The sequence below is a fragment of the Bacillus sp. GW821-FHT01G09 genome (genome assembly GCF_059422205.1).
This window is the reverse complement of the sequence record NZ_JBWKWL010000005.1, coordinates 303,664-328,053: the sequence shown is the minus strand read 5'-3', so window position 1 is coordinate 328,053 and position 24,390 is coordinate 303,664. Positions and strand designations below refer to the sequence as shown.

28 protein-coding genes are annotated in these 24,390 nt (G+C 43.6%); 9 read left to right on the top strand and 19 right to left on the bottom strand.

Features of this window, described 5'->3' with window-relative positions; translation table 11 throughout:
* Positions 1-3: 3 nt before the first annotated feature.
* The 3 genes from cshA to AC07VD_RS17900 all read right to left on the bottom strand — a co-directional run bounded on the left by cshA (position 4) and on the right by AC07VD_RS17900 (position 4,418).
* On the bottom strand, positions 4-1,488 hold the full coding sequence (gene cshA / locus AC07VD_RS17910; protein WP_003246685.1) for a degradosome RNA helicase CshA: 1,485 nt from the start codon (positions 1,486-1,488) through the stop codon (positions 4-6).
* A 399-nt stretch (positions 1,489-1,887) separates the two neighbouring features.
* Positions 1,888-3,261 carry a UDP-N-acetylmuramoyl-tripeptide--D-alanyl-D-alanine ligase gene (locus tag AC07VD_RS17905; RefSeq protein WP_494721899.1) on the bottom strand — a complete coding sequence of 458 codons (1,374 nt, stop codon included), beginning with the start codon at positions 3,259-3,261 and terminating at the stop codon, positions 1,888-1,890.
* Positions 3,262-3,332: 71 nt separating this feature from the next.
* Positions 3,333-4,418 (bottom strand): D-alanine--D-alanine ligase, encoded by a 1,086-nt coding sequence (locus tag AC07VD_RS17900; RefSeq protein ID WP_014475870.1) that lies wholly within the window; start codon positions 4,416-4,418, stop codon positions 3,333-3,335.
* 153 nt (positions 4,419-4,571) lie between these two features.
* Here AC07VD_RS17900 and AC07VD_RS17895 point away from each other — a divergent pair, with 153 nt between their 5' ends.
* Complete coding sequence (locus AC07VD_RS17895; RefSeq protein ID WP_003234326.1) at positions 4,572-4,892, top strand: thioredoxin family protein; 321 nt, start codon at positions 4,572-4,574, stop codon at positions 4,890-4,892.
* Between the two features lie 14 nt (positions 4,893-4,906).
* Here the strand turns inward: AC07VD_RS17895 and AC07VD_RS17890 are convergent, their stop codons facing one another.
* Positions 4,907-5,779 carry a cation diffusion facilitator family transporter gene (locus AC07VD_RS17890; RefSeq protein WP_014475869.1) on the bottom strand — a complete coding sequence of 291 codons (873 nt, stop codon included), beginning with the start codon at positions 5,777-5,779 and terminating at the stop codon, positions 4,907-4,909.
* Between the two features lie 247 nt (positions 5,780-6,026).
* On the opposite strand from AC07VD_RS17890, the gene AC07VD_RS17885 reads away from it, so the two are divergent.
* Together AC07VD_RS17885 and fbpB are read left to right on the top strand one after the other, a co-directional pair.
* Positions 6,027-6,191 carry a Fur-regulated basic protein FbpA gene (locus AC07VD_RS17885; protein ID WP_014478893.1) on the top strand — a complete coding sequence of 55 codons (165 nt, stop codon included), beginning with the start codon at positions 6,027-6,029 and terminating at the stop codon, positions 6,189-6,191.
* Complete coding sequence (gene fbpB / locus AC07VD_RS17880) at positions 6,145-6,324, top strand: Fur-regulated basic protein FbpB (RefSeq protein WP_080262603.1); 180 nt, start codon at positions 6,145-6,147, stop codon at positions 6,322-6,324. Before AC07VD_RS17885 ends, fbpB begins: the two co-directional genes overlap by 47 nt.
* A gap of 24 nt (positions 6,325-6,348) precedes the next feature.
* Here the strand turns inward: fbpB and AC07VD_RS17875 are convergent, their stop codons facing one another.
* The 8 genes from AC07VD_RS17875 to dctS form a co-directional block, all read right to left on the bottom strand.
* Positions 6,349-7,494, bottom strand: a complete 1,146-nt coding sequence (locus AC07VD_RS17875; protein ID WP_217018567.1) for an acyl-CoA dehydrogenase family protein — start codon at positions 7,492-7,494, stop codon at positions 6,349-6,351.
* Positions 7,495-7,623: 129 nt separating this feature from the next.
* Positions 7,624-7,959: a hypothetical protein gene (locus AC07VD_RS17870; RefSeq protein ID WP_003225151.1), complete on the bottom strand. Its 336-nt coding sequence runs from the start codon at positions 7,957-7,959 to the stop codon at positions 7,624-7,626.
* 94 nt (positions 7,960-8,053) lie between these two features.
* A complete protein-coding gene (locus AC07VD_RS17865) occupies positions 8,054-8,821 on the bottom strand; it encodes a DUF2705 family protein (protein ID WP_217018569.1) in 768 nt (255 codons plus the stop codon).
* Complete coding sequence (locus AC07VD_RS17860) at positions 8,814-9,740, bottom strand: ABC transporter ATP-binding protein (RefSeq protein ID WP_217018571.1); 927 nt, start codon at positions 9,738-9,740, stop codon at positions 8,814-8,816. The genes AC07VD_RS17865 and AC07VD_RS17860 overlap by 8 nt, the downstream gene beginning before the upstream one ends.
* Positions 9,741-10,016: 276 nt before the next feature.
* Positions 10,017-11,069 carry an AI-2E family transporter gene (locus AC07VD_RS17855; protein ID WP_003246523.1) on the bottom strand — a complete coding sequence of 351 codons (1,053 nt, stop codon included), beginning with the start codon at positions 11,067-11,069 and terminating at the stop codon, positions 10,017-10,019.
* Between the two features lie 148 nt (positions 11,070-11,217).
* A complete protein-coding gene (gene dctP, locus AC07VD_RS17850) occupies positions 11,218-12,483 on the bottom strand; it encodes a C4-dicarboxylate transporter DctP (RefSeq protein ID WP_080478161.1) in 1,266 nt (421 codons plus the stop codon).
* A gap of 120 nt (positions 12,484-12,603) precedes the next feature.
* Positions 12,604-13,284, bottom strand: a complete 681-nt coding sequence (dctR, locus tag AC07VD_RS17845; RefSeq protein ID WP_003234347.1) for a two-component system response regulator DctR — start codon at positions 13,282-13,284, stop codon at positions 12,604-12,606.
* Positions 13,274-14,881 (bottom strand): two-component system sensor histidine kinase DctS, encoded by a 1,608-nt coding sequence (gene dctS, locus AC07VD_RS17840; RefSeq protein ID WP_116316429.1) that lies wholly within the window; start codon positions 14,879-14,881, stop codon positions 13,274-13,276. The genes dctR and dctS overlap by 11 nt, the downstream gene beginning before the upstream one ends.
* A 69-nt stretch (positions 14,882-14,950) precedes the next feature.
* Here dctS and dctB point away from each other — a divergent pair, with 69 nt between their 5' ends.
* Positions 14,951-16,003, top strand: a complete 1,053-nt coding sequence (gene dctB, locus AC07VD_RS17835; protein WP_217018574.1) for a C4-dicarboxylate TRAP transporter substrate-binding protein DctB — start codon at positions 14,951-14,953, stop codon at positions 16,001-16,003.
* Positions 16,004-16,086: 83 nt separating this feature from the next.
* The gene (locus AC07VD_RS17830; RefSeq protein WP_024572055.1) at positions 16,087-16,908 is read left to right on the top strand and encodes a manganese catalase; all 822 of its coding nucleotides are present in this window, start codon (positions 16,087-16,089) and stop codon (positions 16,906-16,908) included.
* Between the two features lie 36 nt (positions 16,909-16,944).
* On the opposite strand, the gene AC07VD_RS17825 is transcribed toward AC07VD_RS17830, so the two are convergent.
* From AC07VD_RS17825 to AC07VD_RS17810, 4 genes are all read right to left on the bottom strand, one after another.
* On the bottom strand, positions 16,945-17,304 hold the full coding sequence (locus AC07VD_RS17825; protein ID WP_003246730.1) for a YdbC family protein: 360 nt from the start codon (positions 17,302-17,304) through the stop codon (positions 16,945-16,947).
* A complete protein-coding gene (locus tag AC07VD_RS17820; protein ID WP_003246564.1) occupies positions 17,298-17,639 on the bottom strand; it encodes a cupin domain-containing protein in 342 nt (113 codons plus the stop codon). Before AC07VD_RS17820 ends, AC07VD_RS17825 begins: the two co-directional genes overlap by 7 nt.
* Positions 17,640-17,770: 131 nt before the next feature.
* Positions 17,771-18,142: a glucose starvation-inducible protein GsiB gene (gene gsiB, locus AC07VD_RS17815; protein WP_003246542.1), complete on the bottom strand. Its 372-nt coding sequence runs from the start codon at positions 18,140-18,142 to the stop codon at positions 17,771-17,773.
* A 128-nt stretch (positions 18,143-18,270) separates the two neighbouring features.
* A complete protein-coding gene (locus AC07VD_RS17810) occupies positions 18,271-19,089 on the bottom strand; it encodes an EcsC family protein (RefSeq protein WP_494721898.1) in 819 nt (272 codons plus the stop codon).
* Positions 19,090-19,206: 117 nt separating this feature from the next.
* Between AC07VD_RS17810 and AC07VD_RS17805 the strand changes: the two genes are divergently transcribed.
* From AC07VD_RS17805 to AC07VD_RS17790, 4 genes are all read left to right on the top strand, one after another.
* The gene (locus tag AC07VD_RS17805) at positions 19,207-19,659 is read left to right on the top strand and encodes a DUF2188 domain-containing protein (RefSeq protein WP_003246574.1); all 453 of its coding nucleotides are present in this window, start codon (positions 19,207-19,209) and stop codon (positions 19,657-19,659) included.
* Positions 19,660-19,737: 78 nt separating this feature from the next.
* Entirely contained in the window at positions 19,738-19,995 is a 258-nt protein-coding gene (locus AC07VD_RS17800; RefSeq protein ID WP_003246519.1) for a GlsB/YeaQ/YmgE family stress response membrane protein, read from the top strand.
* A 234-nt stretch (positions 19,996-20,229) separates the two neighbouring features.
* Positions 20,230-21,507 (top strand): Nramp family divalent metal transporter, encoded by a 1,278-nt coding sequence (locus AC07VD_RS17795; RefSeq protein WP_217018577.1) that lies wholly within the window; start codon positions 20,230-20,232, stop codon positions 21,505-21,507.
* A 103-nt stretch (positions 21,508-21,610) separates the two neighbouring features.
* Positions 21,611-21,877, top strand: a complete 267-nt coding sequence (locus AC07VD_RS17790) for a hypothetical protein (protein WP_021481716.1) — start codon at positions 21,611-21,613, stop codon at positions 21,875-21,877.
* A gap of 415 nt (positions 21,878-22,292) precedes the next feature.
* On the opposite strand, the gene AC07VD_RS17785 is transcribed toward AC07VD_RS17790, so the two are convergent.
* Genes AC07VD_RS17785 through AC07VD_RS17775 form a run of 3 tightly spaced genes read right to left on the bottom strand, consistent with a single transcriptional unit; the run spans position 22,293 to position 24,267 of the window.
* Positions 22,293-23,255 carry an HTTM domain-containing protein gene (locus tag AC07VD_RS17785; protein ID WP_217018578.1) on the bottom strand — a complete coding sequence of 321 codons (963 nt, stop codon included), beginning with the start codon at positions 23,253-23,255 and terminating at the stop codon, positions 22,293-22,295.
* A gap of 8 nt (positions 23,256-23,263) precedes the next feature.
* Complete coding sequence (locus tag AC07VD_RS17780) at positions 23,264-23,857, bottom strand: DUF5819 family protein (protein WP_014478874.1); 594 nt, start codon at positions 23,855-23,857, stop codon at positions 23,264-23,266.
* 44 nt (positions 23,858-23,901) lie between these two features.
* Positions 23,902-24,267 (bottom strand): hypothetical protein, encoded by a 366-nt coding sequence (locus AC07VD_RS17775; protein WP_014478873.1) that lies wholly within the window; start codon positions 24,265-24,267, stop codon positions 23,902-23,904.
* Between the last annotated feature and the right edge of the window lie 123 nt (positions 24,268-24,390).

The following is a 24,390-nucleotide window of genomic DNA, read 5'->3' as shown; positions in this document are numbered from 1 at the left end:
AAATTAGTAAGATTTTTTCTGGCGTCTGTCACCTGAAGAACGGCGATCGTTTGAACGCTTTTTATCGTAGGAAGAACGGTTGTTGCTTTTCCCTTTTCCGCCGCGGTAGCCGCCGCCTTGACCGTCTCTGCGTTTAGAAGAGCGCTGGTTCTTGTAGCGTTTGCTGACCATCGGCGCTTCGTCTGTTAAGCGAACCGGTGTGTCGTCTGGCTCTTTTGTAGCCATTTTGATAGCCGCCGCAACCACTGTTACTGCATCATGATCTTCAAGCAGCTCAGCTGCCGCTGTCATGTAGAAGTTCAGGTTGTTTTCACTGATTGTTGTGCGAAGACGTTCAACAGTAACCTGCTGCTGGCCTTCTAACGCTTCATCAAGTGTAGGCTCCTTCATGCGGTCCATTTTGCGTTTTGTTGTTTGTTCAATTGCGCGAAGCATGCTTTTCTCACGCGGTGTAATGAACGTCATCGCCATACCTGTTTTTCCTGCACGGCCCGTTCTTCCGATACGGTGAACGTAGCTTTCAGGATCTTGAGGCACGTCGAAGTTGTATACGTGTGTAACACCTGAGATATCAAGTCCGCGAGCTGCAACATCAGTTGCGACTAGAACTTCGATTGCGCCTTCTTTAAATTTACGAAGCGCAACCATACGTTTCGCCTGCGTTAAGTCACCGTGAATACCTTCAGCTGCATATCCGCGAAGGTTCAGGGCTTCAGCCAGTTCATCGACACGGCGTTTTGTACGTCCGAATACGATCGCAAGCTCAGGAGACTGAATGTCAAGAAGACGAGTCAGTGTATCGAATTTTTTGCGTTCTTGCACTTCCAAATAGAACTGCTGAATGTTAGAAACCGTCATTTCTTTCGCTTTTACTTTTACGTGTTCCGGCTCAGTCATGAAGCGCTCTGCAATGCGTTTGATCGGCGCAGGCATTGTGGCAGAGAACAGAAGTGTCTGATGCTCGCTTGGCACGTTTGAAAGGATAGATTCAATATCGTCAATGAATCCCATGTTCAGCATTTCATCCGCTTCATCCATTACAACGGTATTTACGTTGTTTAAACGAATTGTGCGGCGGTTGATGTGGTCAAGAAGACGGCCAGGTGTTCCGACAATAATATTCGGATTCTTCTTTAACGCCCGGATTTGCCGTCCAATATCCTGTCCGCCGTAAATAGGAAGAACCTTCGCACGTTTATCTTGTCCGATTTTATACAATTCTTCAGATACTTGAATGGCTAATTCACGGGTTGGCGCGATTACGATTGCTTGAATATTAGGAGACTCGGGGTTAATTTTTTCAACAAGGGGTATACCAAACGCAGCTGTTTTACCTGTACCTGTTTGCGCTTGTCCAATGACGTCTTTATTTGAAAGTCCGAGCGGTATCGTTTGTGCCTGAATCGGTGTTGCTTCTTCAAATCCCATACGATTAATTGCTTTCATGAGATCAGAACTTAAATTAAAATCTTGAAACGTTATAGTCAAATTATTCAAACTCCTTCTAATTGCTGTTTCAGTAATGTCGTGATTTACCACTTATAAAACTGCCCTTTAGACAAGAAGGACAGGATCCATCCGTATACAAAGCCCGAATTACTTTAAGTTTTATCTTACCATTACACTATTTGTTTTTCAATAAGATGAGAAGCAGATCGGCATCTCGAATATGCCGGCTGCTGCTCCATCCGCTCCCAAGAATCCAGCGGAGAACTTCGGGTCACGATGAAAAGTCCGGACGAATATGTTCGTATCGCGAAATAACCTATATATATTGTATCATAGCCGCAGCCGGCCAGATATACATAATTTTCGGCCGGCATACATTAGTGTTTGCATATCATGTTATTTTATGATGCAATATGCGTTTTTTCGCAAAATATTTTCTTATGAAAGCGGGCTCTCTATTAAATCTTTAACGATTTCTTCAAGCTTCATACCTCTGGACGCTTTGAATAAAATCAAATCGCCTTTTGATGCGTTTTCCTTCACAGCTTGGAGGAGATCTTTTTTCTCAGTGTAATGGCTGACGCGGTCTTTCTCAAAGTGTTTCAGGGCGCCTTCCGCGATAAAAGCTCCCAGTTTTCCGTACGTAAAGACGCGGTCAATTTTCTCAGGGCTGATCACAGCGCCGCACTCTTTATGGAACGTTTCTTCAAGATCGCCGAGCTCAAGCATATCACCGAGCACGAGCATTTTTTTGCCGTAACCTTCGAGGCTTTCTGTCAATTGAATTGCAGCTTTCATGGAAGTCGGGCTCGCATTATAAGCGTCATTGATTATCGAAAGGCCGCTGTCTGTTTTGATGAGTTCAAGTCTCATCCCGGTTACCTTTAGGCCGCTCAGTCCTTTTGCCGCATCCTCAGGCGCGATGCCAAAATAAGCTCCTGCAGCAATTGCAGCCATGGCGTTCATCACATTGTGCTTGCCGAGTATCGGAATAAAAAACGTGTTTTCTATCCCTTTGATTGTAAAATGGGTTCCTTCCTCACTCTGGCTGACATCCTGAAGCTGATAATCATTATGCGCTCCCGTACCGTACGTTTTCGTCTGGCAGCTGTATGCATTTTGAAGAAGCGGTTCGTCCCCGATATAAATCAGCACTCCGTCTTCTTTAAGCCCGTTAATGATTTCAAGCTTCGCCTCCGCGATGCCCTCTCTAGAGCCAAGGTCTTGCATATGCGATTCGCCGATATTCGTAATCACTGCCGCATCCGGGTTTGCCAGTCGGCTCAAGAGGTCAATTTCTCCTTTGGCGCTCATTCCCATCTCCAATACGGCGATCTCCGTATTTTCAGGCATCGCTAAAACCGTCAGCGGCAAACCGATATGATTATTGAAGTTTCCTCCTGTTTTGTGGACACGGTACTTGGTCCCCAGTACGGCGTGAATCATATCTTTTGTTGTCGTTTTGCCATTGCTTCCGGTTACTCCGATGACACGTGTGCCAAGCTCCTGCAAATAGGCTTTTGCAAGCTGCTGAAGTGCGGTAAGGGTATCGTCCACTAAAATGACGGCGTGATTCTCGGGCGGATTTGGTTCTGACCGATCCCAAAGAACAGCCGCTACACCAGCTTCAAAAGCCTGCTCCACAAAAGTGTGGCCGTCAAAACGTTCCCCTTTCAGCGGAATGAAGAGCTGATGTTGTTCCAGTTTTCTTGTATCGGTCGCCACTCCATGAATGACTGTTTGTTCATATTGCGGATTTGTTAGTGTGCCTTTAACCATTTCGGCAATGTTTTTTACTGTTCGCTTAATCAAGTAAGGTCCCTCTCTTTCTTTTGTATATACGGGAAAAAACACTGCCCTTTTACCGGCAGTGTCCTTCTTCATTAGAATGTATGCTTAATCAATTGTTTTTCAGCGTGGCGTTCTTTTGCAAGCTCCACAAGCTGTTCAATCAGGTCAGCATATTCCACTCCGGCTTCTTTCCAGAGCAGCGGGAACATGCTGAAAGGTGTAAAGCCAGGCATTGTGTTGACTTCATTGATCAGAACTTCGCCGTCGGCTGTCAGGAAAAAGTCCGCTCTGACGAGTCCTGAACCATCGATCGCTTTAAACGCTTTGATCGCCATATCACTGATTGTTGCGTATTCCTCATCAGTCACAATCGCCGGAATCATCAGATCAGTATCTCCATCCTCATATTTCGCTTTGTAATCGTAGAAATCTGTCTTCGGTGCGATTTCTCCCACAACAGAGCATTTAGGATCGTCATTTCCAAGAACGCCGATTTCGATCTCGCGGCCGTTAATTCCTTCTTCAACGACGACTTTGCGGTCATATTGGAAAGCAAGCTCAAACGCTTTTTGCAGTTCTTCACGGTTTCGGCATTTGCTGATTCCGACACTTGAGCCGAGGTTCGCCGGTTTTACGAAGCAAGGGTAGCCTAATTCCTGTTCAACCTGCTCACAGCTTTCTTTCGGAGAACGAGTCCAGTCTTTCTTAAGGAAAGCTGCGTATTTAGCCTGAGCAAGGCCAGCCTGCGCAAATAAATGTTTCATGACAACTTTATCCATGCCAGCTGAGGAAGCAAGCACTCCGTTGCCGACATAAGGAATGTTCAACAGCTCGAGCATTCCCTGGATCGTACCGTCTTCTCCGTTCGGTCCGTGGAGGAGCGGGAATACGACGTCGATGGCTTCATTTTGCTGTGACGCTTCCTGCGGAAACATCTCCTGGTTCAAGGCAGCTGGAGAAAAAGCACTGCCTCCTTGCTCAAATTGAAGCATTTTCACATTTGAAACAGGCTCAGTTAAACGGGCGCCTCTTACCCATTCGCCTTTTTCTGTTATATAAATCGGATGTATATCAAACTTCTCAGTATTTAGCGCTTTGATTACAGCCAGAGCCGTCTGCAGGGAAACATTATGTTCTGCCGACTTTCCTCCGTACACTAATCCTAGACTTGTTTTCAATGGATACTCCCCCCACTACAATTCATCTTTACTATCTTATCATTTTCACCGGAAAATGATCTAATTATTTTTGGGCATGCTGATGTTGAATGCATTTGTATGTAATTCCTTTTTATTTTATATTAAAATGGCATTGAAAAGGAGATGTGACATATGAAAAAAATCACGACAAACGAACAATTTAATGAACTGATTCAATCTGATAAAGAAATCATTGTAAAGTTTTATGCTGATTGGTGCCCAGACTGCACACGCATGAATATGTTCATCGGCGATATTTTGGAAGAGTACAACCAAAACGATTGGTATGAGCTGAATAAGGACGAGCTTCCTGACCTGGCTGAAAAATACCAAGTAATGGGCATTCCCAGCCTGCTTATTTTCAAAAATGGTGAAAAAACAGCTCACCTTCACAGCGCCAATGCCAAAACACCTGAAGAAGTGACTGAATTTTTATCTGAACATATAAGCTAATTCGTTAAACAGCCTTATTTTATGTCGTCAGGCTCTACATGAACATGAACATGAGTGACATCGTGTTCATGTTTTATTTTGTCTTCTACTTCATCCGCCACTCCATGGCCTTCTTCTACTGTAAGCTTCGGATCAACCGTAATCACCATCTCGATATGAACTGTACTGCCTAAATACCTCGCTTTCACATCCTTTAGGCGATGCACATTTTCGATCCTGCCGACGGTCTGTTTGTAAGGCTCAAGATCTTTTAAATGGAAGCCGTCTGTTAAGGAATGTGAAGCGTCTTTAAAGATATCCCACGCAGTTTTGCAAATGATGATGCCGATGATAAAAGCCGTTACCGGATCAATCCACGGCAGCTTCAGCTGGGACGAAAAAACACCGATAAACGCGCCGGCGCTTACAAAAGCGTCTGACCTGCTGTCCTTTGCCGCTGCCATCAGGGCAGAGCTTTTAATGGACGCTGCCAGCCTTTTGTTATATAAATAGATGCCATACATAAACACAGCACTGCCTAACGCCGTCCATGCCGCGATAAGATTTGGCGTTTCCGTTGTGCCGCCCGCAATCGCTTTTCCTCCGCCGATTAACACTTCAATGCCGACTGCCATCATAATAAAAGACGCAACAAGAGACGAAATTGTTTCAGCCCGATAATGGCCGTATGGATGATCGCTGTCAGCCGGTCTTTGAGAAATCCGCAATCCTATCAGCACTGCTACTGACGCAACAATATCTGTTCCATTATTTAACCCGTCTGCTCTCAGCGCTTCAGAATGATATAGAATCCCGATGACTAGCTTTACAACAGCAAGGATGACATATGCAAAAATATTGAGGAGCGCCCCTTTTTCTCCCTTTTTCAGATTTTCTGTCCGCTCCATTGAATACCAGCCTCCATTCTATTACATAGTATGGTTCAAAACATGAAAAATAGCAGGACGCGTTCAATGAAGCGGAATATTTCGACAGCAAATTATTGCCCGGGAAACTTTTTGTCGATTAGTTGAATGTTTGTAAATTGGCGAAAGAATAGGACTGTTTTCACCTTTACAGGCTATCGCGGACATTGTATACTGAAGTTAATTGATAATGATTATCAATATCGTTTGATTGGAGGTTGGTGACTCAATGACACCTCAGTCTGCAGAAATCAGAAAAAAACAGCTCATTCATCTGTTAATACAGAATGGTATATACAAAAAGTCAAAGCGTCATCTGTATGAATTGTCGCTGACGGAGTTAGAAAGTGAATACAACCATGTCAGGAGGGCACCGGAGCATGCCGAAGCGTAAAGTGAAAACTTACCAACAGCTGATCCAGGAAAACAAAGAGGCGATTATGGGCAATCCAAAGCTGATGAACGTTATTTATGACAGGATCGACCGCAAGCATCAAAAAAATCTGCAAGAGCAAAACAATACATAAAAAGAGCCGGTAAGGCTCTTTTTTTTATGACTTAAACGCTTCAGCCGCCAGCTTGTGTATCACGGCGTCATCCATCGGCGGGTTGTGAAGACCAGCGCGCACATCACGGTAATAGCGCTGAAGCGGGTTGGTTCGTTCCAGGCTTTTGGCCCCGACAATTCTCATCGCTTTATCAACAACAGACAGCGCAGCGTTTGTGACGATATGCTTAGCCGCACCGAGCTCGCTTGTCAAGTGTGGACGCCGCTCCGGATCGTCATACAATTGAGCGATATGGAAAAGAAAGTGTCTGGCATTGAGCAGTTCAAGCTCCATCTCGCCTGTTCTTTGCTGTACGGCCGGGACATTCTTGATCGGTCCATTCAAGCTATTTGGAGAATACTCAGATGCAAATTGCACTGCATAGTCACGAGCAGCTTGAGCAACACCAAGATAGATCGCTGGAATGTGAAGCAGCCAGCCATTCGGCTTAGCTCCGCGAGGCCCTTGAAGCAGTTCCACCAGCTTATTCTCATCAACCATGACTTCGTTCAGTACAAGGTCATGGCTCCCAGTCGCCCGCATCGCCATCATATCCCACGTTTCTGCAATCGACAAGCCGGGATCATCTTTATGAATGAGAAACACGCCTGTTGTTTGTTTGTCTTCAATCCATGCGGTTACTAAAAAATAATCCAGTGCTTGAGACATCGTCGTAAAGGTTTTTCTCCCGTTCACAGCCCATTTGCCATCCTTTTTGACGGCGTGTGTACCGGGACGCCCTCCTCTTGTCGGGCTTCCGGTTTTCGCTTCAGTCGCCGCCCTGTTAATGACAGCTCCGTTCTGGACTTCCTTGGCAACAAATGCAAATACGTCTTCATCCCAGCTGTTGCCTTCTCCAAGCTCCCCGATCACGCTCAAATGCCAGCCGATACTAAGAGCCGTCGGAGCATCTCCCCGTGCAAGCCGTTCTTGAAACAGGAGCATATCGTAAACAGAAATGCCCCCTCCGCCATGAGATGCCGGCAATGTTAATGCTGTATACCCAGCATCACGCAGTTTTTGTATTTTCTCTGCAGGAAAACGTCCCTGTTCGTCATCTTCAGCAGCTGTTTGCTGAAATTCATCCGCAATCCGTCCGATTTTCTCCATCCATTGCCGCTGTTGATCGTTTTGTATAAATAATGACATCCGGCAGCCCCCCAAGTTTTAATTCCGATAAATTTAATATGTATTATAGATTTCCTGCCCTTTTTCCGCAACTGTTAATCTTTTTGTCCAGTATAGAAAAACACGCCGTTCCCCAAGGGAACAGCGCGATTACACAGGATTTGCATCCCGGTCTTGTTTCATGCCGAGATAAATCAGCATATATGTCAGGTAACCCATCGTCATCACCAGGCCGCCAAAGAAAAAGCTTGAGAAAATCGGCTCTTCAAAAGCGGTCACTGCGGCCAACACAATCCAGCTGGCATACAGATAGATGATAAAATAGCGGATGCCCGTCTTCATTTTATATATCATGTACAGTCCCACGAGAGAAAACAACCCAAGCGCGAGCCTGAAATAAACAAGATGTTCAAACTGAAACATGAATGACACAAATGAGAATCCAAGCAGCAATACAATCGGTAAAGCGGTAATAAAGTTCCTCAATCGAGACACCTCCGTCAGTACCTTTAGTATAAACCAAAACATCACTTGATATTGATTTACGTGAGCTTTTTCACAAAAATGTCATTCCTTGCCTTTAGACCCGAACATCCCGTTTACAGAAGCACCACCAGCCAACGGCGATGAAGAATATGGCATGTATGATGAGAATTCCAATTGAAAACAATGGCGTCATGCCTGAAAACAACGCTGTCTCTCCGCTTCTGTATTGCGTAAAGTCAGTGTTCGCAAAAAGCAAAAAGCTGCCCCACTTGTTTTCAAACAACTTCATGAGCTGAACAAGTGTACTCGCTCCGTATAAAACGACAAAAGAAACAACAACTGCTACCGCGCTGTTGCGGAACAGCGAAGAACAAAGCAGCCCAAATAATCCCATCATTACAGCTTCAAGCCAGTTTGACCCGATCAGCGCCAAGGTGTTGACCAGCAATGTCTTTGATTCCGCAGTCACCGATGTGCCAAAAAACACGAGACCGAATAATAATGCCAGAATGTAGTATGCCAAATACAAATAGAAGCTGACCATCACGACTGTGATTAATTTTGACCAAAAGACCTTTTGGCGTTTAACCGGACGAATGAGCAAAAATTTGATCGTCTTTTTATCAAATTCCATCGAAACAATTGTTGCTGCAATTACGATCGTTAAAGCCTGCAGCAAAATGTTCAGGCTCGGTGTATACGATAAATAGCCGATGAAGTTTTCATCTGTTCCGGCACTGATGACAATCCGTTTAATGATCAATGCCATGAAGAATTGAAAGACAGCCATCAGGATAAGAGAAACCAAAGTGACCTTCCGATTAAAAAGTTTCATATGTTCATTCCAAATTAATTTAGACAAGCTCTTCTCCCTCCTCTTGATGAGCTGTTGTCGCTTTTATAAATTCGTCTTCCAGTGACTGCGTGTAAGGCGTAATGGAAAATACATTCAGATCTTGTCCGACAAGTGATCGGTTCAGCTCCGGTATGTTTTCTTTTGCCACCTCAACTACAATCGTCCCGTCTTGGCTCTCAGCTTGATATTGATTGCCTGTCAGCCAATTGAGCGCTTTTTCTTGCGGCTGCACTTCTATAATCGCTTTTTCTGTGGTTTGATCAGTTCCTTGTAAGCTGACTTCCGCTTTGATCTCACCTTTTTGAATGATGATGACACGGTCGCACAAGTCTTCAACCTCCCGCAATAAATGAGTGGCGAACAGGACAGCTGTTCCTTCCATTTCTGCGAGTTCCTTAATATGATCGCGAAAATCCTTCATCCCCGCAGGATCGAGGCCGTTTGTCGGTTCATCTAGAATAAGAAGCTTCGGCCGGTGAAGAATTGCCTGGGCGATTCCCAGACGCTGGCGCATCCCAAGGGAATAGGTTTTCACCTTATCATGAATCGCTGACGTCAGCCCGACACGCTCCACCACTTCATCAAGCCGTTCATCCGCTATTTTTTTGTACATATTCGCAAAGTGCTTGAGGTTTTCCCAGCCTGTCAGGTACGGATAGAACTCAGGGTTCTCAACGATCGCTCCAACCGCTTCCATCGCTTTTTCAAACTCTGTATCATGCTGGAATCCGCTGATTGTCACGCTTCCGCTGTTTTGTTTCAGCAGCCCGACGATGATACGGATGAGTGTTGTTTTTCCGGAACCATTCGGACCGAGAAGGCCGATGATTTCACCCTCCATGACGTCCATGCTGATCTGTTTTAAAATCTGTTTAGACCCAATCTTTTTATCGAGGCCTTCAATATGTAAAATCGGCTCAGCCATAAAGCCTTCCTCCTTTTTCGACAAAAAATAAACAGTGCCTAACATTAGGCACTGTTTGTATTATAGCATTTGTTGCTTCCAAATGTTTGGTTAAACCGATGATGAGCGTTTGCTCCGACTGTTTGTTCTTTTCAGTTTCTGTAATGATGACAGGCATTGTCACCTGTTGTGTTCACCACTGTGCGAAGCAATGCCAAGCTCCGATTCCGAGTCTTAATTCCATGCACCGAACAGGCAGGCCGGCAGATTGAGGCACACTCATTATTCGATTTTAAACTACTTTTTATCGCTATTCTCTCGGGGTCCTTTAGACCTATCTTCCTTGTTGGTGACATCCAGAATATCAAGGAGAAACACAAAGATCGGAATCCCGATAATTAAACCCCAAATGCCGAAGAAGTGTTCAGAGAAAATGAGTACTGTGAAGGTAAAAAAGATTGGCAGCTCTGTTTTCGCCGACATCAGCTTCGGGTTTAAGAAATATGTTTCGATCGCATGAATGGCGAATATGACAAGAACAATGTAGAGCACATACATTCCGCCGCCAGTGCTGTAGGCGATAATGCTGAGCGGAATCAGGGAAATGACGACGCCTGCTACAGGGATCAATCCAAGGAAGAACACCATAATCGAAAGCCCAAACAGCTGCGGAAAATGCATAATCCAAAGCGCGATAAACGTCAGAATACAGTTGACGAGTGCAATGATAAATTGAGCCTCGAGCACCTTGCCGAACGTTCTTGCAAATTTGCTTCCGAAAAAAGCAATTTCCTCATAAAAGACCCTCAGTTTGCTCGTTTTAAATTTCGCCATGAATTCAGAAAGCCGTTTTTTCTCAAATAAGAAAAACATGCTGAGAATGAGCGCCATCACGACCTGCAAGCCGAATGTGCTGATATCGGCCAGATACGTATACACTACATTGAAGCCCTCTTTGACATATGAACTGATGTTAATATCTCCGAAAACACTGGTGATCTCATCAAAGAAAGGGATGCTGTCAGGGTGATACGCAATATGTTTAATCTGCTTTACCAGCTGCTGGATCTGCGCCGCGACGACCGGATAAAACACAAAGCCCCCGACTGTAAGCAGCACAGCCAGCAACATGTAAAGAAACGTAATGACAACCCGCTGGCTCACGCGGAAGAACTGGCTTACAAACTGCCGCACGACAAGCTCCAAACGATCCATTAGAAATGTGAAAATGAAGGTAAGCAATATTAAGTTGATCATGCTCTTAAATAGATATAACACACCAGTTAACACGACAAAGATGGAGAAACGCCTTACTCCCGGGTGCTGAAAAAATTTAACTAAAGCGGCCATTTATACACTCCTGTTAGGACAAACGTCCTTCATTCAATATAGTATCCATTTGTAAATTATATAACAAAAAAATGCTGAGGTCTCTGTCCTTACCTTAATAATTCTTAAACAATTAAAAAAACGGCCCCATGGATGGGCCGTTCTTTTTTCAGACTGCTGTTTTCATTTTTTTCATGCCTTCCACAGCCTCTACGCTTTTTGCTTCATCAAATTCATTTTCGCTTTTGGCAACAATGATCGTGGCGATTCCGTTTCCGATCAGGTTCACAATGGCTCTTCCTTCACTCATGAAACGGTCGACCCCGAGCAGGAGTGCAAGCCCCTCCAGCGGAATGACCTGCAGCGCTGACAGCGTTGAGGCAAGGACGATAAATCCGCTTCCCGTCACACCTGCCGCTCCCTTCGATGTCAGCATCAGAACGAGGATAATCGTAATTTGCTGGCCGATGCTGAGGTCTACTCCAAACACCTGTGCCAGAAAGACAGTCGCCATTGATAAATAAATGGATGTGCCGTCGAGGTTAAACGAATAGCCCGTCGGAATAACAAGCCCGACAACGGATTTGGAACAGCCGTAGCGCTCCATTTTATCCATCATACGCGGAAGCACCGATTCGGAAGAGCTTGTGCCAAGCACGATCAAAAGCTCATCCTTAATGAAGCGAAGGTAATTCCACAGGCTGAATCCGTAAAGCTTGCAGATGATATTTAAAGCAACAAATACGAACAGGAACATCGTAATATAAACAGACATCATTAAGCTTGCCAGCGGTTTGATGGAATCGAGCCCGAAGTGTCCGATTGTATACGCCATCGCCCCGAATGCCCCGATTGGCGCGGCACGCATAATATAGCCGATAATTTTGAAAAAAACGTGAGAAACCTTGTCGAAGAAATCAATGACGCTTTTTCCTTTTTCGCCTAATGCCGCAAGACCCACTCCGAAAAGAATAGAAAAGAATAAGACCTGCAAAATGTCCCCTTTTGCGAAGGCATCAACCATGTTGGATGGAACAATGTGTGTAACAAATTCAATCCAGTCGATTCCCTGACCGCCATTTTGCGTGTATTGTGATACATCTCCCTTTTCAAGCTTGCTGTAATCAAGACCCGCACCCGGCTTCATAATATTGACGACAAATAAACCGATAATGAGTGCGAGGGTGGTGACAACCTCGAAATAGATAAACGCTTTTCCCCCTACTTTTCCAACCTTCTTCATATCGCCCATTTTTGCAATCCCGAGAACGATTGTGAAGAAAATAATTGGTGCGATCACCATTTTAACAGCGTTGATAAATGTATCGCCAAGCGGTTTCATTTCTTTGCCGACATTCGGCCAGACCAGCCCGACAATGACCCCGATGATGACCGCGGTTATGACCTGAACTGTTAAATTTTTAAACAGTTTCATATCCTTCATCCCCCTGTCCTATTCGCCTTTTGTGTCTTTCTTACTAGAATGATAGCGTTTTCATAACGTCTGGGGAAGTTTATGATCATAACGGACATTTTGGTCTTTTTGGTCTCAGGTTTATCCTTTTAACACGTAGCGGTTGACCGGCCGGCCGACTCCGCCGTATTGAACGTCCAATTTGATGATCCCGGTTTTTTCTAAGTAATCAAGATATCGTCTGGCTGTCACTCTGGCGATGCCGAGCGCCTTGGCGACCTCTTCAGCAGAAAGGGATGCGGTTTGCTGTTTCAAAAAAGCAGTGACTTCATTCATCGTGAAATGATTCAACCCTTTCGGCAGATCCTGTACGGCCTGCTGCGGAATATTCAGGATCGCATCGAGCTGTTCCTGGGACAGCGTATCATTCGCTTCGATTTTTTGTTTATATTGCTTGTACTTTTCGAGTGCCTGTCTCATTCGCTCAAGCTTAAACGGCTTTAAGATATAGTCAACCGCCCCGTTTTGCAGCATGAGTGAGATCGTTTCCTTGTCTTTTGCAGCGGAGACGACAATGACATCCACTTCAAGCTTTTGCTTTCTGATCTCCTGCAAGGTCTTGATGCCGTCTTTTTTCGGCATGTACACATCGAGAATGACGAGATCCGGCTGTTCTTCTTTAATCAGCTTCATGCCTTCCTCTCCGTTTCCTGCCGTTGCACAGACAGTAACGCCTTTAACAGTTGTAATGAAATCCTTATTGACCTCTTGAACCATCGGATCGTCTTCAATGAGCAGAACCTTCCATTCTTTACGAGCCATGCTGTGCTTCCTCCCCCTTCATTGGAAAAACGATAGAAAAAGATGTCCCCTGCCCCGCATGTGAATCAACTTCTATCGTGCCCGATCCTTTGTCTATGATTTGTTTCACTAGATACAGGCCATAGCCTGTGCCGCCAGTTTTATTGACCGTAAAACCTTTGTCGTAAAGGCGAGGCATATGTGCCGGATCAATTCCGCAGCCGTTATCTTCTATTAAAATAGCGAGGATATCATCTGTTTGTTCGATACTAATGTCAATTCGTTTGTCTTCAGATTGAACGGTTTCAAATGAGCCGAAGGCATTTTCAATCAGATTCCCCAAAAGCACCACAATATCATGCTGATCAACATGCTCGGGAAATTGCTGAAGACTGCTGTTTTCATCTATATGAACAGCAATGCCGAGCTCTCTTCCCCTTCTGATTTTACTTAAAAGAAGGCCTGCCGCAGCGTCATTTTGAATCGAGCGGTGCAGAAATTCAGTCACATTTTCCTGCTCAGTTGATGCCTGGAATGCAAGCTGCAAGGCTTTTTCAGATTTCCCCAGCTGGATGAGACCGGCGATCGTGTGCAGCTTATTCATATGCTCATGGTTTTGGACACGGAGCGCCTCCACAAAGTTTCTGACACCAGTCAATTCCTCTGCCATCTTGGCCGCTTCCGTTCTGTCCTGAAAAATCGCAACGGCGCCGATCACTTTTTTCTTCATGACGATCGGAATTCTGCTGCTCATGATGACTTTTCCGCTGACACGAATTTCTTCATTATAAACCGCTTTGTTCCGCTCCACGATTTCGGGCAGGCGCGAATCCTTGAGAACCTCCCAAATCACCTTGCCGATCAGATCCCCATGCACTTCAAAGATCTGTTTCGCTTTTTCATTGAAAATCGTAATGACGAGCCGATTGTCAATGGCGATCACCCCTTCATTCATCGAGTGAAACGTCGCTGTCCGTTCTTCATACATTCGGACAATCTCATGGGGTTCAAGCTGAAACATTTGTTTTTTGATATGGCGGGCCAGCAAAAAGGAACCAGCAAGGCCGAAGCCGAGTGTCAGCACAACGATGAAGGCGATATCACGCTTTAAATGAAGCAGGATGTCAGCGATCCCCGGCAGCGTTTTTCCGACAAGCACCACGCCTATTTGGTTCAGGTCTTGATCCTTAACCGGATAAAAAGCGCGAACCGCCGTGCCGATCTCGCCCTTTGCTTCAGAGAAATAAATGTGCTCCGCAAACGCTGCCTCCTCGTCTGCACCTTCTGATTTCTTGCCGATGCTTGTGCTGACAGGATGCGTATATCGGATGTGATTCATATCCATGACGACAATATAGTCTGCTTCATTAATCATCCTGATTTCTTCAACCGCATGGCGAACAGCTTCTGTTTGTTTTTTTCGCGCCAAGGCTTCTTTCACTTCTGTCATCTCTGACACCGTCCGGGCCGTATTCATCAGCCGCTTTTTCAGCTCCCGCTCCTCTGTATGCTGAATGTTGCCGATGAGCACAATGCCGCCGATCAAAAAGGAGAAAATGACGAGTATATAGGATAAGATCGTGATTTTCCAACGGATTGAGAGCTTCTTTTTGTTCATCAGCTTCTCCTTTCAGGTCTTTACGAATGTCATTGCCCCCATTATCCTTAACATAGGGGAGGGCTTTTCATGAAGAGTTTGCTTGCATGTCTCGCACTGATGATCGCTGGAATTGCAACCGCTTTATTTATCGGATTCCATGATCATACAGGCAATAAAAAGGCTGTTTATGATGACGACCAAGAAGGCCTGCAGGATCAAATCGTATTTAAATTCAGCCACGTGGTTGCTGAAAATACGCCAAAAGGGCTGGCCGCCAATAAATTCGCTGATCTGGTGAACGAAAAATCAGGCGGGAAAATAAAAATAGAAGTATTTCCGAATGGAAGCCTGTACTCGGACATTGAAGAAATTGAAGCATTGCAAAACGGCGATGTTCAATTTATCGCCCCCTCCACATCGAAGCTCGGCATGCTCTCGCCTGAATGGGGAGTGCTGGATCTGCCGTATGCCTTTACAGATTACAACGCCGTCAAAAAAGGGTTGAACGGAAGCATCGGCACACAGCTGTTTGATTCTCTAAAGAAAAACCAATTAAGAGGACTGGCCTATTGGACGAACGGCTTTAAGCAAATCACAACAAATCAAGGGCCGGTCAAAACACCGGATGATTTAAAAGGGCAGGATCTGCGCATTATGCAAAGCGATGTGATTGAGGATCAGTTCAAGCTGCTTGGCGCAACACCTCATCAGGAATCCTTCAATTCTACCTTTCAGCTGTTAGAAAACAATGTAGTCGATGGCGAAGAAAATACAATTTCAAACATCTATTCTAAAAAATTTTATAATGTTCAGGACTATTTGACAATAAGCAGCCACGGTTACCTCGGCTACGCTGTCATGACTGATGAACACTTCTGGAAGGCGCAAACACCAGAAACAAGACGCATTTTGACTGAAGCGATGAAGGAGACGACCGAGTGGAATGAAACGTATGCCGAACAAATGAACAAGGAGCAGCTGGAAGAAATCAAAAAGAATTCTGCTATACATATTTATGAGCTGTCAGATAAAGAGAAAAAAGAATGGATGAAGCGTCTTGACCCTGTTTACCGGCAGTATGAGCCAATCTTTGGCCGGGAGCTGATCCGGGAACTGTTGGAGCTGCGAATAGATTCATAGTTCCTATCTCGATACGCTGTTTTTCGTTTATCTTTCTATCGATCGGAAATATAAAAAGAGATAAACGAAAAGGAGATGGGTACATGTTTAAGCACACAAAAATGCTGCAGCATCCTGCTAAACCAGATCGTCCAGATCCATTATTCGCTAAAAAAATGCAAGAAATTTTAGGCGGGCAATTCGGAGAAATTTCAGTTGCCATGCAGTACTTATTTCAAGGCTGGAACACAAGAGGAAATGAAAAATACAAGGACTTGCTGATGGATACGGCAACTGAGGAGCTCGGGCATGTTGAAATGATCGCAACGATGATTGCCAGACTTCTTGAGGATGCCCCTCTTGATCAGCAGGAAAAAGCTGCTGAAGATCCGGTCATCGGCTCCATCCTAGGCGGCATGAACCCTCACCATGCGATTGTATCAGGACTTGGCGCCATGCCGGAAAGCAGTACAGGCGTACCTTGGAGCGGCGGTTATATCGTAGCAAGCGGAAACCTGCTGGCAGACTTCCGCGCCAACCTGAATGCAGAATCACAGGGCCGTCTGCAGGTCGCACGCCTGTTTGAAATGACGGATGACAAAGGCGTCAAAGATATGCTCAGCTTCCTGCTGGCGCGTGACACAATGCACCAGAACCAATGGCTTGCCGCCATTAAAGAATTAGAAGCACAGGAAGGTCCGGTTGTGCCGGGTACCTTCCCGAAAGCGCTCGAAAAACAAGAGTTTTCACATCAGCTTATCAATTTCTCTGAAGGCGAAGAAAGCGCCAAGCAAAACTGGCTGAATGAAAAAGCGCCGGACGGAGAAGCCTTTGAATATGTGAAAGAGGCAAAAACGTTTGGAGAAAAACCGGAGTTAAAACCAGCACCGCCTTATGTTCATAATACACTTCCGGGACGCGAGTAAAGAGACAAGCCCAAAACATGATGTTTTGGGCTTTGATTATGCCTTCAGAACCGTCCAGTTTGGTTCGTACCGGATATCGGGGTTATGTAACAGATCGTGAACGAACGGTTTATCCTCTTCGTACACCGTCACCTCTATCGAAAGAATTACAGCCTTCTGATCGTTTTCCTCGTATATGCTGTCATGTTCGTTCTCCATAAAATGATCATAGGCTTCTCTGTTTTCCCATACACTGATGATTTCTGCGGTGAGCGGCTCGTCTATCGTTTTTCGCCAGCCGCCGGCCTGTTTGATAAAGCCGCTTATATGCGATAATGCTTCCCACTGTGACTGCGCTTTTGCAAATGCTTCAGCGTTTGCAGCGTCTACTTCACATATCATCTTTTTGATTAGCATGGCTGCTCCTCTATGATGACGGTTTCGGCTTGTTTATGCTCCACACAGAGATTTACCGTTCTGACGTAAGAGCGTGTGCGGTGAACCGTGCCTTTCGGGATCAGCAGGCTGTCATTTGCTTTGAGCACCGCGGTTTCTTTGTCCTTAAAATCGATCAGCAGCTCCCCTTCAAGAACAATAAACAATTCGTCTGAGTCAGGGTGATGGTGCCAGTCATATTCTCCCGTAAACACCGCAAGGCGCACGCAGTGGTCGTTGACCTCTGAGATTGAAAAATTGGCGTGCTTTTCTTTGACTTCATTTGCGATGGCGAGCAAGTTTTGCATCTTGGACATTAGCGAAAACCCCTTTTTCACTTATTGTATCGCAATAGTGGCATAAATTGAGAAGATTCCCAAAAAAAGCGATCCAGCTGATGTGCCGGATCGCTTTTTTATTTACAGGTTGTCTGCCTTTATGCTTTTGATTAGTCGTTGTTGCGGGCGTTTCCGCCTTTTGAGCCAATTTCTTGGTAGAATTCTTTATCATGATTTTTACTTGTTGCCTCTCCGCCTTTTCGGCCGATTTCTTGATAGAATTCTTTATCATGATTTTCGCTAGTGGCTTCTCCGCCTTTTTCGCCGATTTCCTGATAGAATTCTTTGTCATGGTTCTTGCTAGTGGCTTCTCCGCCTTTTTCGCCGATTTCCTGATAGAATTCTTTGTCATGGTTTTTGCTGGTGGCTTCTCCGCCTTTTTGACCAATCTCTTGATAGAATTCTTTGTCATGGTTCTTGCTTGTTGTTTCTCCGCCTTTTCTACCTGCTTCTTCTCTGCTCATTTTGTTATTGTCTGCCATTTTGAATTCCTCCTTTAATTGGTGTTGGTTGTTGTATTCCCGCTCACAATTCTTTTAAACAAACAAAACACATTGGGTATGTTTCCACTAAAAAAAGCAGGCGGATCGCGGTGTCCGTCTGCTTTCTGCTATTCTATCTCTCGTTCTGTTTCTTTCAGTCGTTCAAGAATGCGCCTCTTTTTGTACAGCATCATGCCTGTCTCGGTAATGTCGTTTAATGTTGAGCGATTGGCAGCGGCGCCAAAAACCATTCCGGCAACCGGCACCATCTGGAAAAGTTTTTTCCAGCCAAACGTGTCTCGATAGCCCAAAACGACTTCTCGCCAGCCTTGGATTTGAGAAGCGACATTCTTATATGTACGGTCTTGATCGTAGTGTTTTAATTCCTGCAAAATCGATCTTTTGCCGACAACATCAGCCGACGTCAGCTGCAGGCATTTCACAATGAAGACGCGTTCTTTTTTCTCCTTTGGGTCATAGCCGTATGCGACTGCGATATCCTGTAATGTTTTTAGTGATAAGCCAAGCACTGCCGGAATGTCTGCCGCCAGCGTAAACACGCCACCCACACCGGTTGTCGCGCCTTGAACGGTTGCTGCGTTGGTTCTGTTTTTGCCCATTCCTTCTGCAATTTCATCCATGACAGAAAGAGGCGCTTTCCGGACGTCCTCCAGCGATTCAAAGATCTCCTCCGGCAGTTTCTTTTGAAATATCCTGATAATCTGTTTTTCAGATGTCAGGTACTGTCCGCCTGTTTGAACAAAGCTGCCGACCTCATCCAAGAGCTTGCCGATCTTTTTCTGGATGAATTCCGGTGTCAGCTTGTCCAGCAGCTGAAACGGGAGACGGCTGAGCTTTTCCCAAAACCAGACTTTTTGCTGATCTTTTTCCCATTTCTCTATCTCTTTTAATTGCTGATGTAAGTCTTCTTTTCGTTCCGTTGTCACCCAAACCGCACTTCCCTTCCGTTTTTTCTACTATATAGTATACCTTCATTTTTTCGGATGCGTTTTTATTTTTCACCTGCGGGTACCATTTTTATAAAAGGAAAAGGAGTGATGGACATGCCTTGGTCGATGAAGGATTATCCTGCTTCATTAAAAAATCTTGAGAAGCCGGTGAGAAAAAAGGCGATAGACATTGCGAATGCGATGATTGATGAAGGCTATGAGGAAGGGCGCGCGATTCCAATTGCGACAAGCAAAGCGAAGGAATGGGCGGAAAACGCCTCTACAGATGAAATTGATGATTTCCTGACGCATGATGATGAGACAGAACGCGATGCTGATCCAAGCAGCGGCAGCGGCCCCGAGCTCATGAATAAAGCAGAGCATGTTATTAAGCATAAAAAAGGCTGGGCAGTCAAAGCCGAGGGCGCCAAACGTGTGTCTGAAATCAAGGATACAAAGAAAGAAGCGATTGAACGGGCAAAGGAAATCGCGGCGCATAAAGGCACTGAGGTCATTGTTCATTTAGCTGACGGCAGTGTGCAGAGAAAGATTAAAACAGGATCATAAAGGAAATATGCTTTTAGGTGTTTCGAAATGATCAGGAGCGGTTATTGATTGGTAAATCATTTATGAGAGGTGATCATGATGCTTAGCTTTTTGGTTTCATTAGTTGTTGCAATTGTTATCGGATTAATTGGGAGCGCCATTGTAGGAAACCGGCTGCCGGGAGGAATTTTCGGCTCTATGATTGCCGGGCTGATCGGCGCTTGGATTGGGCACGGACTTCTTGGCACATGGGGACCGAGCCTCGCCGGCTTTGCTATTTTCCCGGCCATCATCGGGGCAGCCATCTTCGTGTTCTTGCTGGGCCTTATATTCCGCGGGCTGCGGAAGGAAGCCTAGACTCGACTCATTAGATACAGGAGGCATCGTTTCGAACTGAAACGATGTCTTTTTATATGGGACCTTATCCCGAATCCCTACATATCATGTTACATAACAGGGAAAAATTCAGAAGTGTATTTTGAACATTTTCGGTTGACAAGAAACCGGGATGGTCATATGATGTAGATAAAATAATTTGCCTTAAGGAAACTCTTTGTTGTACGGCAAAAACAAACAGAATTCAGGTGAGACATGATGAACAAGGACATCACAGCACAATCTCCCCGTTCCAAAGCCGTCCAAGATGCGCTTGACGGGAAAATCAGAGGATTCAGAGGGCTGCTCCCTTTTCTCGGCCCTGCATTTATAGCAGCCATTGCCTATATTGATCCCGGCAACTTCGCAACGAATATTTCGGCGGGTTCTAAATACGGATATATGCTCTTATGGGTGATCTTATTTTCTAATATCATGGCGCTTTTGATTCAATCCCTATCCGCCAAACTCGGTATTGCGACAGGCAAAAATCTGCCTGAGGTTGCCCGTGAAGAATTCCCGAAGCCTGTCTCGATCGGATTATGGATTCAGGGCGAGCTTGTCATTATCGCAACTGATCTGGCGGAATTTATCGGAGCTGCTCTGGGACTGTATTTGCTGTTCGGCATTCCGATGCTTGAAGCGTCTATTATAGCGGCGATCGGTTCTTTCGCGATATTGGAGCTTCAGCGCCGCGGTTATCGCTCACTTGAAGCCGGTATTGCCGGTATGCTGTTTGTGGTCGTGATCGCCTTTGCGCTGCAGACCTTTTTCGCAAAACCTGATGCCGTGTCAGTGATGAAGGGCCTTTTTGTCCCGGCGTTTCATGGCACCGACAGTGTGCTTCTTGCAGCGGGTATTCTTGGCGCAACTGTTATGCCGCACGCCATTTATTTACACTCTGCCCTTACACAGCGGCGGGTGGTTGGCAAAACTGATGCAGAACGGAAAAAAATCTTTAGGTTTGAATTTATTGATATTTTAATAGCGATGCTGATTGCAGGGGCTATTAATGCAAGTATGCTGATTGTGGCTGCCGCATTATTCTTCAAAAACGGCCTGTTTGTTGAGGATCTCGACGTCGCATTTCAGCAATTCGGACATCTTGTCAGCCCTATGTCTGCGGCTTTGTTCGGGATCGGGCTGCTCGTTGCCGGTCTATCCAGTTCGTCTGTCGGCACACTTTCAGGCGACGTGATTATGCAAGGATTTATCAACTACCGCATTCCGCTGTATGTACGGCGTTTTATCACGATCATTCCGCCGATCTTGATCATCGCGGCAGGTGTTAATCCGACGACCGCTCTCGTACTGAGCCAGGTCGTGCTGTCCTTCGGGATCGCCTTTGCCCTCATTCCGCTTATTATGTTTACAAGCAATAAACGGATCATGGGATCTCTGATCAACGCCAAATGGGTCACAGTGGTGTCTTGGCTGATTGCTGTATTGATCGTTGCTTTGAATGTGTTTTTAATTGTAGATACGTTTCGATAAAAAAACCGGCTTCTAAAGCCGGTTTTTATTTTTTCGCAAAAGCTCATTGATACCCTTTTTGACAGAAATTTGTTATGATAGAAGAAAAATCGGAGTTTTGATGATGTCAGTATTTATTCTGTTTTATTTGTGGATTGTTCCTATTGTTATCGGCATTTTATGTTCTGTTGCTGCCCATAGATCCAAGGGAAAAATGAGAGTCGCGCCCGGCATTGCCATGATCGTGCTCAGTATTATTTCCCTAATCACGGCGTTTACGGCCGGACACACAAATTTCCACGTGTTTATCGGCGGCATGTTTTTATTCGGCACCTTCTTGGTCGGTTCTGCTTTTCCTTTCTTCTTCGGGCTGAAGAAAAAAGAAAAATAACCCTATTATGAGAAGAGGTCTGTAAGATTTGATAAGAATAAACATACAAGGACGAAAATAATTGACTAGGTAAAATTAAGACTGCCGACTCACATCGACAGTCTTTTAACTATACAATTGTATTTATTTCGTGTTAATTAACAAAAACAAGAAGTCCTTAAGATTAGCTAAAAATAAAAACAAATAACAAAATAGCACTACTCCACTTAATCGTTTATTTTTGAAAAATATGCACTTGTCATTTTGTCCTTTTTTTGCATAGTTATAATCGTGATAACAAGCGTAGATCATTCCAATTGATCCGATTAAATAAATAATAATCTTAATGTAATCAAACATAAAACCCCTTCCCCCTAAATTGGATTGAAAAGACATAATAATTATAACAGTCTGACATTAACATTTAAACGATATTTTAAATGGTGGGATTTCTTAACTTTTGGTTGAAAATATTCCTAAACTTCAGTTTAAACTTATCATAAATTCGTGATAAAAACTTGTACAATTTCCTATACTCCGTATCCGTTATAAACAATAAATCAAGGGCTATCATTATAACACCAAATTGAAGAAGACCCATAAATATAATTATAGATAAATGAAAAAGAATTGAACCTATAAGCAGGGGAATTTTAAAATACCTATTCCAAACTAATATTGGAAACATTAGCTGGAGAAACAATGCTGAGTATGTTCCTAATACTAGAAGATAAGGGTTATCAATAACGAGATTTGTAAACCCTTTGTTTATACTATATTCATCAACCTGTAGTATATAGTAAAGTGCGGTCCCATGGGTCCACATTTTTCCTTGCGCTTTGTTAAAGCCCGCAAAAAAATAAAGTAAAGACACTTGAATCATTGAAATCATCACTGAGAAATTGTGAATAATAATAGTAACTTTAGACTTTTCTTTCGAACGGGATTCAGTATGAATAGTAAAAAACTCACCTAAGGATGCAAAAATAAGATACAACATAATAAGAATAAGAATATTATTACCACCGTCATGTATATAAGGATTCCTTTGATATAAAGACCAAACCCAAATAAAATTTATGATGCTGACTATTCTCATTTTATACCCTAATATATACAGAGTATTAATGACTATTCCACTTATAAAAATAAACTCAAAATATAACTGTGAGTCACTAAAAAGATATAGAGAAGTAAAACCATAAGCTTCAAAGCATTTTTCAAATGAATAAAAAGCATTAGGTCCCCATATTTCATTCCTTTGAGCAAAGTGAATTAAATAAGTAAACATAATATGTAATCCAATAAATATCCTTAAGATGCTTGAACCTATTAAATAATGCATTTTATTTGACATTAAATGATTAAAATTTCTGAACTTACTTAAAATAATTTTCAAATTAAATCTCATTCCTTTGTTAGTAAATTGATATGGGGGAACTGCTGTACATTAAATTTTGACTTCCCCTTCTTTCCATACTCAGGAAACGATTCTATAGACAACTTAACATCTAATGATTCTAATTTTACTTTCTTACTTCTCTCTATTTTTTTCACAGCTATACTAGATATAATTTGGATGTACTCGTTCTCAATTAATTGTTTATTCTTCTTTTTATCATTCAGCTTTAGATACGGTTGAACCTCAAAGACAGCACCAGAAAGCGCAGTTTTCATTAATCTGTTTGGTGAAAATAAATTGTTTTTAATATCTGCATTATAACTTTCTGTAATATCTATCCACTCAGTATATTCTTTTTGTCCTTTATTATTTGTAAAGACCCCCCTGCAGATAATATTGTTATTTGTGCTTACCGGATCTGGGGCAAATAATTGCCAGTTTTGAGTAAATAATGGATTCATATACGTTGAAATTAATTTCTCATGCTTAAAGTTAACAGGATTTAACGGCAAGTTATACATTATCATTATTATTGTATGGAATACTACTAATAAAGAAAGGAACAAAACAAGTAAATTATATTTCCTCTTTGTCTTCAAATTATACAACCTCCATTTGAAAAGGAAGGGAGGCCCCTTCCTTTTTACCTACCAAATTCCGCAACTTCTGAAATATCAATATCCTTGTGATCTTGAGGATTCACTATATAACATGCATATTTTCTAGCAGGAGCTGCACTATATATAGATTGTGCATTAGCTTTGTTTGCTTGTTTTCCCAACCAATTTCCAGCGGCTTTAATGCCATCATAAACTGCTGCACTAACAATACCGGCAGCAACTCCAGCAGCAAATGCATTTTTTGTTGTGTATTCATCTTCACCAGTATTTAATTCAATATGTTTTACCTGTTTAATATGCTCTGGTGCAGCTTGCGTTGTATAAGAATTCGCAAAAAATGTTACTCCTAATACCCCTATTGAAATTGTACTAAATAACTTTTTTTTCATAATCTAATTCCCCTTATACTTATTTTTATCGACCGAAACACTTAGCCTTATAGTTCCTCCTTTTTAAAAAATTGGAAATACAAGGACATAATAACATATCATTTTTTTATATGTAAACACTTT

Coding starts and splice junctions, on each gene's coding strand:
- AC07VD_RS17895 (WP_003234326.1), top strand. CDS start 4,572: ATGAAAAAAATCACGACAAACGAACAATTTAATGAACTGATTCAATCT.
- AC07VD_RS17890 (WP_014475869.1), bottom strand. CDS start 5,779: ATGGAGCGGACAGAAAATCTGAAAAAGGGAGAAAAAGGGGCGCTCCTC.
- AC07VD_RS17885 (WP_014478893.1), top strand. CDS start 6,027: ATGACACCTCAGTCTGCAGAAATCAGAAAAAAACAGCTCATTCATCTG.
- AC07VD_RS17875 (WP_217018567.1), bottom strand. CDS start 7,494: ATGTCATTATTTATACAAAACGATCAACAGCGGCAATGGATGGAGAAA.
- AC07VD_RS17860 (WP_217018571.1), bottom strand. CDS start 9,740: ATGGCTGAGCCGATTTTACATATTGAAGGCCTCGATAAAAAGATTGGG.
- AC07VD_RS17855 (WP_003246523.1), bottom strand. CDS start 11,069: ATGGCCGCTTTAGTTAAATTTTTTCAGCACCCGGGAGTAAGGCGTTTC.
- dctP (WP_080478161.1), bottom strand. CDS start 12,483: ATGAAACTGTTTAAAAATTTAACAGTTCAGGTCATAACCGCGGTCATC.
- dctR (WP_003234347.1), bottom strand. CDS start 13,284: ATGGCTCGTAAAGAATGGAAGGTTCTGCTCATTGAAGACGATCCGATG.
- dctS (WP_116316429.1), bottom strand. CDS start 14,881: ATGAACAAAAAGAAGCTCTCAATCCGTTGGAAAATCACGATCTTATCC.
- dctB (WP_217018574.1), top strand. CDS start 14,951: ATGAAGAGTTTGCTTGCATGTCTCGCACTGATGATCGCTGGAATTGCA.
- AC07VD_RS17830 (WP_024572055.1), top strand. CDS start 16,087: ATGTTTAAGCACACAAAAATGCTGCAGCATCCTGCTAAACCAGATCGT.
- AC07VD_RS17825 (WP_003246730.1), bottom strand. CDS start 17,304: ATGCTAATCAAAAAGATGATATGTGAAGTAGACGCTGCAAACGCTGAA.
- AC07VD_RS17820 (WP_003246564.1), bottom strand. CDS start 17,639: ATGTCCAAGATGCAAAACTTGCTCGCCATCGCAAATGAAGTCAAAGAA.
- gsiB (WP_003246542.1), bottom strand. CDS start 18,142: ATGGCAGACAATAACAAAATGAGCAGAGAAGAAGCAGGTAGAAAAGGC.
- AC07VD_RS17805 (WP_003246574.1), top strand. CDS start 19,207: ATGCCTTGGTCGATGAAGGATTATCCTGCTTCATTAAAAAATCTTGAG.
- AC07VD_RS17800 (WP_003246519.1), top strand. CDS start 19,738: ATGCTTAGCTTTTTGGTTTCATTAGTTGTTGCAATTGTTATCGGATTA.
- AC07VD_RS17795 (WP_217018577.1), top strand. CDS start 20,230: ATGATGAACAAGGACATCACAGCACAATCTCCCCGTTCCAAAGCCGTC.
- AC07VD_RS17790 (WP_021481716.1), top strand. CDS start 21,611: ATGTCAGTATTTATTCTGTTTTATTTGTGGATTGTTCCTATTGTTATC.
- AC07VD_RS17775 (WP_014478873.1), bottom strand. CDS start 24,267: ATGAAAAAAAAGTTATTTAGTACAATTTCAATAGGGGTATTAGGAGTA.